Here is a 12,064-nt window from a genome sequence, read left to right as displayed (position 1 = left end):
AGTTGAGTCTGTTCCGCTCAACTCTAAAAATTTTCAGCGGACTTCGAAGCCGCGCTTCACGGTACGCCGCGACACCACCGAAGACGATCAATCACTGCATGTCGAACGGCTATCCGCCTAGGATTGCGGTGCCCGGCTCACCCCCGATGCGGAGGAGTTCACCCCCATGCGCGCGATCGTGGTTCAGAAGTTCGGTGCCACACCCGAGCTCGCCGATGTGCCGGTGCCGGGCGTGGGTCCCGGTGAGGTTCAAGTGGCGCTCGACGCGGCCGGGGTCAACCCGTTCGATCTGAAAATGGCCGACGGCATCCTGGAGGGCAAGATGCCCACCGACTTCCCGATGATCCTCGGCGTCGACGGCGCGGGCACCGTCTCTGCGGTCGGTACCGGTGTCACCAAATTCAAGATCGGCGACAAGGTGGTCGGCAAGTTCCTGACCGCGCCGGCGGGACACGGTAGTTGGGCGCAGTACGCCACCGTCCCCGAGGACGCGACTCTCGTCCCGATCCCCGACGGGGTCACCACGGTGGCCGCCGCGGCGCTGCCCGTCGCCGGCGTGACGGCCCAGGATCTGGTCGACGCCGCGCACATCCAGCCCGGCCAGACGGTGCTGATCGTCGGCGCGACCGGCGGCGTGGGTTCGTTCCTCGTCCAGCTGGCGAACATCGCGGGCGCGCATGTGATCGCCACCGCTCGCACCGATGCCACCGACCAGGTCGCCCGGCTCGGTGCCGCCGAAACCGTCGACTACACCCAGTTCCGCCCCGCCGACCCGAATTTCGTCGATCCGGACCCGGCCACCCGCCAGGACTCGAGCGTCGCCGACGCCGTCCGCTTCACCCACCCCGACGGCATCGATGTGCTCTTCGACTTGATCAGTTCACCGGGAGATTTCGCCACCCACGCCACCCTGGTCCGCCGAGGTGGCCATGCCTACTCGACGACCTGGGCGGCCGACGAAGCGGCGCTGCGCGAACACGACATCACCGGCGGCAACTTCGAGTCCAAGGGGCGCTCAACGGAATTGAGCCGACTGCTGTCCCGGGTCGCCGCCGGTGACGTTGTTGTTCCGGTGCAGATGACCGTGCCACTGGAAGCCGCTCCTGCTGTGCTCGGCCAGGGCAGCGCACGTGGGAAAACCGTTCTCACCATCTGATTCCCGCCCGCCTACAGCATTCACCGGCCCCGAACCTCGGTCGGCGATTCCACCAAGGCTCGCTCCTCACCCGAACGTGCGGTGCTGTCGGCGATAAGGAGCACCCAAGGGTGCCGGTGTCGTAACCATCCCTGCCCGCTTCCCCGCACCGAACCCCGATTTGCGTCCTCGGCCAACACAATTGGCCCCACGCCTGTTTCGGCGTGTGGCAGCGTTGGACCCGGTCGAAGGTGTGCACTCCCGAACCGACCAGGTGCGTACGTGCGAGGCGTACGACGAAGGTGCTCGCAGGAGGCTGGGTGTCAGGGTTGTCTGTCCCTCGGTCGGGCTCTCCGATAACGACCGACAGGAGCGGCCAGCCCAGGAGACGACACAGACAGCCCGTCGTCAGGGTATGGACACACCCCTGGAACGACGAAAGCCCGACGCAGGATGCGCCGAGCCGTTGCATGTAGGATTTCACCCTACGGTGCGAACAGCTGCTGTCTGTTTCGTACCTAGGCCGTTCGGTGAGTTGGCGCTCGCCGGGCGGCCGTTCTTGTTCGTGTGACGCTACACACTCCCACGCACACTAGCAACTAGCGAGTTTCCGCTCTGGCCAGTAACTTCCGCGAGAACCGTGCGACTAGTTCACATCGAGTTCCGGCAGGGCTACGCGGGCGGAAAGATCGTTCCCGCGATCCGATTCGCGCTCGGTACGCTCGCCGTCATGTCTGATGTGACTTTGGCGAACCTGCTCGACGATGCCGCTCTGTATTCCTTCGAGCATCAACTGCATCTCGCCGATATCGCCGGTGATCGTGGGTGGAGTGTCGACTTGGCGGTCGGCCGGTTCACGTTGACCGGGGATCAGCCGATCGAATGCGAGCGGATGCATCTGCTCGGGTCGGCCGCTCCGGGCCCACAGTCCTGGTTGTGGGCGTGGGGTAACCCGGCCGGCTACCCGGATTCGGTCACCGGGCTCGCGCAGTCCGTGCGCGACATCGGAAACCGTTATGGGATCAGTGAAATCGCTGACGTGGAAGTGCCGTTCGCCGTACTTCCCGGTTCGCCCGATCGGGCCGAGGGCGTGGTGAATGTATTCATGGACGCAGCCAAGGCGATCTCCGGGGTGTGGACCGCTTACAGCGGGCCGGTCGGCGGCGGGACCAGGGCCGCGTTTCTGATCGAGCATCCGTCGCTCGTGCTGCCCGCGCCATTCGCGCCGCGCATCGCCCGGGTTATTCAGGAGGGGCTCACCGAGTTTCCTCTCACCGACCGGCGCCGCGCACTCCACGCCTACGCCAATCATCGAGGACTCGGCATCCAGTGGTCCGGCGACCACTCCCGGGCAACGATCACCGGACCTGGCATCACCGGGGAGATCGCCTTCGACGACTTGGCCAGGATGAAGAGCATGGACTTGCAGATGAGCAACGGATAACGCTGTCTCACAGAGCAATGGCTCAGCCTCACGAATGAGACATAGCGCACAATAGGGATCCGCGGCTCGGCCTCGTGCGTCCAACATCTCGACAGCACTGTTGGGCGAAGTTGGGGTTTGCGATGAGTTCGATCAAGGCCGATCCCGATGCGCTGCGTACTACGCAGTCCTCGTTCGACTCGGTCGCTTCGACTCTGTCTGCGGCGTTGACCACCTTGACCGCGGCGTTGGCCGCCGAAGGTGAGTGCTGGGGTGGGGACGAGATCGGGCAGGCGTTCGCGGGCAACTACACACCGGGCGTGGAGCAGGGCAAGACCTCTGTTGGCAATCTCGCGAAGTCGATGACGCAGCTCGGTACGAACATGGTGACTGTCGCGGACAAGTTGGTTGAGCAGGATACGGCCCGTGCGGCTCAGTTGAAGCAGTCGACGGGGTCATAGTCCGTGGGTATCGAGATCCCGGAGTCTTTGCAGTGGGTTGCTAAATACATTCTCGGAGCGGGTGATTGGCCCGAAGGCGATGAGACCGCGATGCGGCGGCTCGCCGATGCGTGGACCACTACGGCGAACACGCTCAACACTGTTGACGAGGATGCGGCGCGGGCGCTGAATTCGGCGTTGTCGGCGTTGTCGGAGGGCGAGACGCACGATGCGATCGCGGCCTATCGCGACAAACTTCTGGCCGGTGACGAGGCGGCGTTCACTGCGATCCGTAAGTGGTGTGAGAAGCAGGCCGAGCTGCTCGAAGACGGTGCCAACGATATCGAGCACACCAAGCTGGTGATCATCGGCACGATGATCGTGGCGGCGGTCGAGATCGGCATCGCGCTGGCGACCGCGTGGACCGGAGTCGGTGCTGCGGCGGGCGTGGCTGCGCGTGTCGCGGCGCAGGTCGCGGTGAAGATCGCGATGAAACAGCTCCTCACCAGGATGATCGCGCGCGGTATCGCCAAAGCGGCCGCGCGGGCCGCGATCCGTGGGGCGGCGTTCGAAGCGCTGGAAGAGGGCGGGATCGACGCGCTCGCCCGGACCATCCAGGTCGCCAAGGGCGATCGCTCGATGGATGACTTCGGTTGGGCCGACCTGGGTTTGGCGACTTTCGGTGGTGCGGTCGGTGGTGCTGTCGGTGGCGGTCTCGGGGACAAGCTGGGCGGTGTCGGCGACAACGTCTCCTCCGGCCTCGGCAAGTTGGCTGCCAAGTCCGCGGCAGGCGCGGCGACCGAACTCGGTGCGGATCTGTCCGCGCAAGTCGCGTCGGCGGGTGCCGCGTCCTTGCTGATGGGTCAGGATTTCAAACTCGATATCGGCGTTGATACGTTCACCAGCGCTGGTGCGGGTGGGCTGCAGAGCGGGTTGGAATCCAGCTCGCAGGGCGGCGGGGACTCTCCGGCGCCGACGGTTCCCGAGTTGGGCGATACAGGTTCGCCTACCAGCCCGGCCGGTACGGAAGATCCGGGTTCGTCTCCGGCTCAGACGAACGGTGGTGCGCCGGGATCGACTTCGCCCGCATCGACGGGTACTCCTGGTTCCACAGCTCCGGCATCTGAGGGCACGCCATCAACACCTAATGGGGACAACGCAACCCAGCCTTCCGGAGCGGGTTCACCTTCCTCTCCTGGCGACAGCTCGCCATCGAACAGCAGTCCGGCCGATACTCCCGGCGATGCGGCACCTACCGGAACGGACACCCCATCCGGGGATGGTTCGCCCAGCCCGAGCTCGCCGGGCGACAGTTCACCCAGCCCCAGCTCACCCGGCGACAACTCGCCTAGTCCCAGCTCACCCGGCGACAACTCGCCTAGTCCCAGCTCACCCGGGGACAGCACGCCCAGCCCCAACTCGCCCAGCGACAGCACGCCCAGTCCCAACTCGCCCAGCGACAACTCACCCAGCCCCAGCTCACCCGGCGACAACACGCCCAGCCCCAACTCGCCCAGCGACAGCACGCCCAGCCCCAACTCGCCCAGCGACAACTCACCCAGCCCCAGCTCACCAGGCAACAGTTCACCAGGCGACAACTCGCCAAGCCCCAGCTCACCAGGCGACAGTTCCCCTACCTCGCCAGGCGACAGCACGCCTAACCCCAGCTCCCCTGGAGAGACCTCCCCCGGCCCGACATCGCCTGCCGACAACGGAAACCCGTCCAGCACAGGTGCACCGGACTCGCCGAGCAACCCCAGCCCGTCGGAGACCAACCCCTCGACACCCGCCGACAACGGAAACCCTTCCAGCACTGGCTCACCGGCTTCACCGAGCAACCCCAGCCCAGCGTCGACCAACCCCTCGGTACCCGCCGACAACGGCACGCCCTCATCGCCGAGCAACACCGGCACCACGAATCCGAACCCAACCGGATCGCCCAACAGCGCAAACCCAAGCACTCCGGGCGACACCTCCAACCCCACCAACCAACCCAGTCCGTCAGCACCCCCCTCGTCCTCGCTCGACCTCCCCCCGGTCGATGCGACACCTACTGATTCGCCCGCAGCCCAACCAAATCCATCGAGCCCGGCCCCCACCCAGGCACCGACCACCAGCGAACAGACGCCGACCAGCAGCAACCCGACTACCTCCACCCCGTCCACGGTCGGGACGACGCCACAACCCACCACCCCGAGTACAACCACGCCAACAGCACCGAACATCCAGTCCCCCAGCGACACCACCCGCCAGCCCCAACAAGCCGAGGCATCGACAACCAGCGCGGCGACCACCGCCACAGCACCCACCGCAACACCGACCACCGCAACACCCACAACACCTCCCAACTCGACACCGTCAACCCCACCCATCAGCGCACCGATCACCCCGGCCACGCACCAGTCGCCGACATCGAACACTCCCCAACCATCCACAACCACCAGGCCGACAGCCCCCACCGCCCAACCGTCCGCCACCCAGCCGACTACCCCGAACAATCCCGGGTTATCCACAGGCCCCACACCCACGCCAAACGCCCCACCATCCGCTACGAATCCGGCAACACCGAACACTCCCCACTCGTCCACAGGCACCAGCCCGACGACTCACACGACACCGCCGTCCACTGCTCGACCGACAACCCCGAGCACCCCGCCGACCAGCCGCACCCCAGCCGCACCGAACACGGCCCCCAACTCGCCGACCCCCACAGCGAACGGAACCCACAGCGAGGTTCCTTCGACCACCACAACTCCCACCGACACGACCCAACCCACGAACCCGACAACTCCCACCAACACCACCCCCGCGACGCCGCCAACAGACCCACTCCTCACCCCCCAAAACCTCGAAGCGGCCAACCAAGCCCGACAAGCCCGCGAATCCCTCCGCCCCATCCAGCCCGCCAATAACCAAGCCCTCCAGGTCAACCCACCCACCGGCCGCCCTTACCAAGCCGCCGACTACCCCAACACGTTCGCCCAGCCGGTCCGAGTAGTCCGCCTAACTATCGCCGTAACCGGCTCTCCCACAACCCTTCCCACCACCCTCGACACCGTCGCCGACAATGCCCAAACAGCCACCGACATCGCCTTCAACCAAGGCCATCAATTCCCCCTCGGCGACTGGCTCATGGTCGACACCGTCCCCACCACCAACCCATCAACAGCCGACCTCACGATCAATGCGGATACCGCCCCCACCCTGACCGACCTCGCCAACACAGTCCGCACCAACCTCGGCCTACCCCCACGCGACAACCCCACCCTCACCCCCGACGACATGCACCGCCTCGGCTCCGACATCTCCCGAGCCGACCTCTCCCGCGCAACAATCCCGTCCTGGGCAGACCAACACGCAACCCCCACAACCCAGCCCGACAACACCGTAACCACCACCCCCGACACAAACACCGACCTCGACACCACTGTCGACCTCGACGCAATCCACAACAACCACGCCGAACAAACCCCAGCCGGCGTCTCCCACCACCGCGGCGACCCCACCATGGGCGACCTCCCCCACCGAGTCCCCGCCGACCCCAACCGCTTCACCGCCGACACCCACATCACCCCCGACGGCCACGCCGTAGTCGGCGGCCAAACCCTCACCCCCGAGCAATACGGCGACCTCCTCCGCCGCTCCGGCTGGGACGGCGTAACCCCCATCCGCCTCCTCGGGTGCGATGCCTCCGCCAACGGCTTCGCCGATCGACTGGCCCAGAACTTGGGTGTGGAAGTACTCGCGCCGACCCATCGCGCATGGACCGACGCCAACGGAAATGTGTTCAGCTCCAGCGCGGTATCCAACCCCGACGGCTCCCGCAGCCCCCGGATACCTCCCGACGGCCAGTGGCAATCACACCACCCCAATGGCACCACCACACCCCACGGTACCGACGCCAACCCGCCCGGAACCACGCCGACGAACACCATCGACGCGGACAGCGCGGTCGACCGCTCACAGCCGACACCGAACACCAATCCCACAGGCCCCGACCCGAATACCCCGACCACCACACCTCCGAGAGTCCCGGAGACACCATTCGGCGACCGCCGCGATGCGGTCCGCGACCGAATCACACCACCTCGGCGAGTGGTCGACGGACCTTTGTACGACCCGCACAATCCCGCGCACGCGAACATACGTGGCACGTTGAGCCCTGACGACTATCCGCTGCCGATACCACCAGGCGACCCGACCCGAGTCGTGCACGGGAAGACGCCGAGCGGCTCGCATTTCACAGACACCTTCTACGGAGATGCCCCGAACCAAACAGTTGTTCGCGACTACCCCCCACGTGCGGTCAAATACGACCAGCGTGGCGGCGGCACGTTCACGGCGCTACGCCATGAACAGCACGTCATCTTTCCGCCCGACGCCGCCGGCAATGTCCGATCGTTCTCGCGATCCCAGGTCGGCGACAACGTGGTCCTCACCGAGTCTCTCAACGGTCGCCATGTCTCGACCGACGGTGTGATCCGCCACGACTTCTCCACCGGCGACAAGGTCAAGCGCAAGGGCGACAGTGCTGAAGGCACGGCAGCGACGAACACAGGCCATGAGGGCGTAGATCCGACGGGTGCAGGGCGGACGTACGATGGCGGGCATGCGTCCAGCTACCGAACCACTCTGGACCGGGGGCTCGTCAACCTCTTCGCACAAGAGAGCCGGTTCAATCAACAACAGTTCCGTGTGCTGGAGAACGCTGTCGCTGACTGGCCCAGGTCGTTTCCCGGCCGAGAGACGCGTATTAGTATTCGGACAGATCCACCTGGTGCAGTCACACCGGACAGAGTCCTCGGCGGGGTGAAGATGATCGACGCCAAAGGCAACGAGTTCACACGGGTTCCTGTCTATTTCAGTAACCATGGCGGGAATACATTCGCACGCAATCAACATGGAATCCAATTCGCCGATTTCAACCGATATAGAAACGATCACTAGGAGGGTTTCATGACCGACATCGACGAGGCCGAGCTCATAACAGGGCTGGTTCAGGCAACCGGAGAGGCCGCCGCACTCGTGTATCCGGATTGGGTGTACGCGGTATCGACGAATGTCCAGACTTCATCAGGAGTCGGCACCTGGGGCGTCATCGCCTACCGGGGCGACGAGGGAATGGATGTGGACCTTTTCGACCATCATGACATCAGCGACCGAGTGTGCATAAATTCAGACAAGCTGTTCTTGGCACAGGGCCAGGAATGGGCGGGGATGAAATGCACGGTCGCGCGATCAGGGAAATTCCGGATCGAGTATTCCTACGACATCGACGAAGCGATCAAGTGGGCTGCCGAGGTCTTCAGTGGACTCACATCGGACGAACGGGTGGAAATCCTTCGACCACAGGAACTGTGATCAGAAGGGACGATTCAGAGGCTATCGATGGGTGAAGTAGCAACCTTGGCCCGCCACATCTGGGATGTGATGGTGGAGAGGGGTTTCGAGCCGGTGCTGCGGCGCGGATCCGAAGACACCAGCCGCTACGAAGACCAAACGGGTGTACCTGCACCGGCGGAGGTCGCCGAGTTGTGGTCGGTACTCGGTGGTCGCGACATCCTGGGGATGTGTCTGGAAGGCGCGCAGTCGGCCGGACGGTGGTGCGCTGCCCGGGCGGATGAGGCCGAATCCAGCGGTCCCGGAGTACCTTACGAGGAGTTGGACGGCTCGACTGACGGCGCGGTTCGCATGGTCTGGTGGGACCGCGGATGGTGCCCACTACACGCATCAGCCGACTGGGCGATCGCAGTCGACTCTCATCCTGGCGCTGCGGGCCATGTCGGGCAGGTTGTGTTCTGTGATTTGGACGTGGACTCCGATCGAGAAGCGGTGTGGGGATCGGTCACGGAGTTCCTTCGTGATGTCCTAGCGGTCGTGTCCTCGGAGGCGCTGATCGTGGAGGACGGACACGGACTGATGGCACACGTCGACAATTGGAACTGCACCATCTTGATGGCGGTGCGGGAACTCGGGCAGGCCCGCCGCGATGGTCGCCCAATCCCGCTACTCGGGTTGGTTGCCTAGGGCCGACCGGTTCGCAACGCAGACACCGACGCCACCAAGCCCGCGCTTTCCAGCGCGTCGAGAACGTCCTCAACGGACTCAGGTGGATCGCGCCGCGAATCGGCGATCTGCTGAACGCACGCCCACATGAGCCGGCCATCGAGCGCGATCTGGTCCAGCACGAACTCGTCGGGGCTCTTAGCCTCCATGTTCCAGTCGGCCAAGGTGTCGGCGGGGGAATCGGAAGATCCGACCACCTTTTCGGCATAGCCATGCATAGCATCGAACGCTATCCTTGGGTATGACCAAGACGATCACACAGGCTGACCTGCGCAACGGCAGTGCGGGCGTGATGGATGCGCTCGAGGCCGGCGACAATTTCATCATCACCCGCAACGGGCATCCGGTCGGAGAACTGCGTCCCATCCGCGCGCAGCGGAACGTGACAACAGCGGACCTCAAGGCGCGGCTCGCGCGCTTCGCCGGAGCCGGGGACGCCGCGGCGGAGCGGGCTGAGATCGATGCGGCGTTCGGCGAGGATCGCCTCGATGACTGAACAGCGACACCCGGTGGGGCTACTCGACACGTGCGTTCTCATCGATCTAGCGAAAATCGACGACGACAGACTTCCGGTGCACTCCCGGATAAGCACCGTCACATTGGCTGAACTGGGCATCGGCATCGCGCTCGCCCAATCACCACAGATACTGGCCTTGCGGACCGAACGGCTACTGGAGATCGAGCACAGCTTCGACGCACTGAACTTTTGCTCGTCAGCGGCTCGGCGATTCACGACGATGGCCAAGCTGGTCGTCGCCGAGGGCCGAAACCCGAAGCCCCGCAAATGCGACTTGATGATCGCGGCAATCGCATCGGTCAACGACCTGCCGCTCTACACGCGCAATCCCGATGATTTCAAGGGGCTTGAGCCCGTGCTCACCCTATTGCCGGTGTGAAGCCGAAGTCGACGATCAGCGGGGGAGGTAGGTGCCGGTGCGGGCCTTGGTGGCTGTGGTGGTGAGGATGGTGGCGAGGGTGGCTTGGATTCGGGGTGGGGTGGTGGGTTTGGCTATGAAGGTGGTTTCGCCGTAGAAGACGTAGCGGCCGTCGCCGGGGATGTCGTGGAGCTGGAAGTCGTCGCGGCCTTCGGTGTGGCGGTTGTCGACGCTGGCGTGGGCGTAGACGCCGATGTGGGTGAGGGTGGTGGTGGGTTTGGCCAGGAAGGATTCGAGTTGTTCGCGGGGGGTGGGGTTCCAGCGGTCGCGGACGTGGGGGCGGGGGGCGGCGAGTTCTGCTGCGGTGACGCGGATTTCGCGACCTTTGCCCGGGGCGACCTTCGGGAGGGTGGAGAGGACGGCGGCGGCCAGGGCGTCGGGGGCGCAGAGGTGCAGGGTGATGTCGCCGGGGTTGGTCTCGTCGCCGGGGGCTTGGACGGCGAGGGAGGCGTAGGTGTCGCGGGTGCCGCCGTGGGCTCGGATGGTTTTGACACCCTTGGCCGCCCCGGCGACTTCGACGCGGGCGTACGGGGCGAGCAGGGCGGCCATGGCGCGGTCGAGATCGCTGTCGAATTCGGCCATCAGGTTCTCGGCAGCCTTGCTGCGCAGGCGCAGGACCTCGGCCTGTGTTTCGACGTCGGTGTGGCGGTGATGCAGGGGGTACGGGAGGACGTCGCGGCCCGCGGCTTCCCATAGGGTGCGGAAATCTAAAGCCGTTAAATGCCAGGTACGCACGGGAGATCTACTCTGTTCCATCAGGATTGGCGACTAGTCGGCGCCGATGACAGGCGGGACCATCTTGGGCAGGGTGTCCAGTCCGGTGAGTTCGTCACCGTTTTCCTGAGTGATGAGGTAGTCGGGGATGCCCTTGGTCGATTCGTCGTCGTTGCCGCCACCCTTGCCCGCACCGGGGCTCATCATGCCGGGCATGCCGGAGCGGCCCGCTGTGCCGGAACCCGCGCCGGTTCCGCGGCCCGCGACGGTGCCGGCAGACGTCGGACTTCCGGGGACCACACCGCCGGGAGTGCCCGCGCCCGGAGTGCCCGCACCCGGGGACCCACCGCCGGGAGAGCCTGCGCCACTTGGCGATCCGGAACCGGGGATGGTTGAGCTCGGGGTGGTCGAGGCGGGGGTGGTCGAGCCCGGATCCGTCGACTGGGGAGTGGTCGATTCGGGGGTGGTCGAATCGTCTGTCGAGTCGTCGGTGTCGTCCGGGTCGGTGGTGGGAGTGGTCGACGCCGGTGTGGTGGCCGGATTCGTCGTGGGCTGGGTGGTGGGCTGGGTTGTCGAACCCTGGTTGGTGGATTGTGTTGTGGTGCCTTTTGTTTCGGGCTCGCCACCGTTGTTTTCGATGGTCTTCGGGATGGGGATCACCGGGACCTTGTTGTCGGACTCGTAAATCACTGGGGCGTAGACGGTTTGGAGGATGCGGACAGCCTCGACGCGTGCGTTCTCGTTCGCGACATCGTCATTGCGCCATCCGCGGCCGGTGAGCAGGGCGCCGACGTTGTCGAGACCGCTGCGGTGCTCGGGTGCATGCGGGACAAGCCGTTTCGTCGGTTCGAGGCCGGTGCGGAGTTCGTCCAGCTTGGTGGCGGTGAGCGCGGCCGCGGTGGTGACCTTCTTGCCCGTGGTGTCGTATGCCGCGACGGTTTGCGCGGCTGCGTTCGCTGCGGAACCTGCCCAGACGTCCGGGGACATGCCGCGGGCGATTTGCTTGCGGAAATCGTCGAGGGAAGTGCTGTTGCGAGTGGAGATTTCGTTCCACGCGCCGATCAGGTCGTTGACCGCGTCGAGATCGATCTTGTCGACCTTCTCACGCAGTTCCGCGACAGTTCCCGGAAAACTGTCGTTCTTCGTCACCACGGTGGGGCGGTAGTCGCCGTCGAAACCGAGGTCGCCTGCCTTTTTCCGGTTGCCGTCTCGCTGCGAGTTGTACTTGTTCTGGATGTCGGCGATTTCGGAGCTGTCGAGTTCGCCGTCGTCGTCGGAGAACGGAGACGTGACGAAATTCTTGAGGCCGCCGAATAGGTCGAGGCCGTTGATACTGTGGAAACCGGTCAAG

The 12,064-nt window shown here is 65.1% G+C and carries 14 protein-coding genes; 8 read left to right on the top strand and 6 right to left on the bottom strand.

Features of this window, described 5'->3' with window-relative positions; translation table 11 throughout:
• The first annotated feature begins 166 nt into the window (after positions 1-166).
• From ACFWPX_RS32355 to ACFWPX_RS32345, 3 genes are all read left to right on the top strand, one after another.
• Positions 167-1,156, top strand: a complete 990-nt coding sequence (locus ACFWPX_RS32355; protein ID WP_378931839.1) for an NADP-dependent oxidoreductase — start codon at positions 167-169, stop codon at positions 1,154-1,156.
• A gap of 709 nt (positions 1,157-1,865) precedes the next feature.
• Positions 1,866-2,579 carry a DUF6882 domain-containing protein gene (locus ACFWPX_RS32350; RefSeq protein ID WP_378931836.1) on the top strand — a complete coding sequence of 238 codons (714 nt, stop codon included), beginning with the start codon at positions 1,866-1,868 and terminating at the stop codon, positions 2,577-2,579.
• A 122-nt stretch (positions 2,580-2,701) separates the two neighbouring features.
• A complete protein-coding gene (locus ACFWPX_RS32345; RefSeq protein WP_378922278.1) occupies positions 2,702-3,019 on the top strand; it encodes a WXG100 family type VII secretion target in 318 nt (105 codons plus the stop codon).
• Here ACFWPX_RS32345 and ACFWPX_RS32340 read toward each other — a convergent pair.
• The 3 genes from ACFWPX_RS32340 to ACFWPX_RS32330 all read right to left on the bottom strand — a co-directional run bounded on the left by ACFWPX_RS32340 (position 3,014) and on the right by ACFWPX_RS32330 (position 5,763).
• Positions 3,014-3,826 carry a hypothetical protein gene (locus ACFWPX_RS32340; protein WP_378931834.1) on the bottom strand — a complete coding sequence of 271 codons (813 nt, stop codon included), beginning with the start codon at positions 3,824-3,826 and terminating at the stop codon, positions 3,014-3,016. The genes ACFWPX_RS32345 and ACFWPX_RS32340 overlap by 6 nt on opposite strands.
• Positions 3,827-4,047: 221 nt before the next feature.
• A complete protein-coding gene (locus ACFWPX_RS32335; RefSeq protein ID WP_378931832.1) occupies positions 4,048-5,511 on the bottom strand; it encodes a hypothetical protein in 1,464 nt (487 codons plus the stop codon).
• 93 nt (positions 5,512-5,604) lie between these two features.
• Positions 5,605-5,763, bottom strand: a complete 159-nt coding sequence (locus ACFWPX_RS32330) for a hypothetical protein (RefSeq protein WP_378931830.1) — start codon at positions 5,761-5,763, stop codon at positions 5,605-5,607.
• A gap of 367 nt (positions 5,764-6,130) precedes the next feature.
• On the opposite strand from ACFWPX_RS32330, the gene ACFWPX_RS32325 reads away from it, so the two are divergent.
• The 3 genes from ACFWPX_RS32325 to ACFWPX_RS32315 are packed head-to-tail and all read left to right on the top strand — an operon-like array spanning position 6,131 to position 9,025.
• Positions 6,131-7,945, top strand: a complete 1,815-nt coding sequence (locus ACFWPX_RS32325) for a hypothetical protein (protein WP_378931828.1) — start codon at positions 6,131-6,133, stop codon at positions 7,943-7,945.
• Positions 7,946-7,954: 9 nt separating this feature from the next.
• Complete coding sequence (locus ACFWPX_RS32320) at positions 7,955-8,359, top strand: hypothetical protein (RefSeq protein ID WP_378922268.1); 405 nt, start codon at positions 7,955-7,957, stop codon at positions 8,357-8,359.
• A 27-nt stretch (positions 8,360-8,386) separates the two neighbouring features.
• The gene (locus ACFWPX_RS32315; protein ID WP_378931826.1) at positions 8,387-9,025 is read left to right on the top strand and encodes a hypothetical protein; all 639 of its coding nucleotides are present in this window, start codon (positions 8,387-8,389) and stop codon (positions 9,023-9,025) included.
• Here the strand turns inward: ACFWPX_RS32315 and ACFWPX_RS32310 are convergent.
• Positions 9,022-9,282: a hypothetical protein gene (locus ACFWPX_RS32310; RefSeq protein WP_378931824.1), complete on the bottom strand. Its 261-nt coding sequence runs from the start codon at positions 9,280-9,282 to the stop codon at positions 9,022-9,024. The two genes, ACFWPX_RS32315 and ACFWPX_RS32310, sit on opposite strands and share 4 nt — an antisense overlap.
• Before the next feature lie 23 nt (positions 9,283-9,305).
• Here ACFWPX_RS32310 and ACFWPX_RS32305 point away from each other — a divergent pair, with 23 nt between their 5' ends.
• Positions 9,306-9,560, top strand: a complete 255-nt coding sequence (locus ACFWPX_RS32305; RefSeq protein ID WP_378922262.1) for a type II toxin-antitoxin system Phd/YefM family antitoxin — start codon at positions 9,306-9,308, stop codon at positions 9,558-9,560.
• Positions 9,553-9,960 carry a type II toxin-antitoxin system VapC family toxin gene (locus ACFWPX_RS32300; RefSeq protein WP_378931822.1) on the top strand — a complete coding sequence of 136 codons (408 nt, stop codon included), beginning with the start codon at positions 9,553-9,555 and terminating at the stop codon, positions 9,958-9,960. The genes ACFWPX_RS32305 and ACFWPX_RS32300 overlap by 8 nt, the downstream gene beginning before the upstream one ends.
• A 15-nt stretch (positions 9,961-9,975) precedes the next feature.
• Here the strand turns inward: ACFWPX_RS32300 and ACFWPX_RS32295 are convergent, their stop codons facing one another.
• On the bottom strand, positions 9,976-10,734 hold the full coding sequence (locus ACFWPX_RS32295; protein ID WP_378931820.1) for an ESX secretion-associated protein EspG: 759 nt from the start codon (positions 10,732-10,734) through the stop codon (positions 9,976-9,978).
• 33 nt (positions 10,735-10,767) lie between these two features.
• Entirely contained in the window at positions 10,768-12,063 is a 1,296-nt protein-coding gene (locus tag ACFWPX_RS32290) for a hypothetical protein (protein ID WP_378931818.1), read from the bottom strand.
• Between the last annotated feature and the right edge of the window lies 1 nt (position 12,064).

The organism is Nocardia sp. NPDC058518, from assembly GCF_042719655.1.
Taxonomy (GTDB): Bacteria; Actinomycetota; Actinomycetes; order Mycobacteriales; family Mycobacteriaceae; genus Nocardia.
The sequence above is the reverse complement of the archived record's forward strand: the minus strand, read 5'-3'. Positions and strand labels throughout refer to the sequence as shown.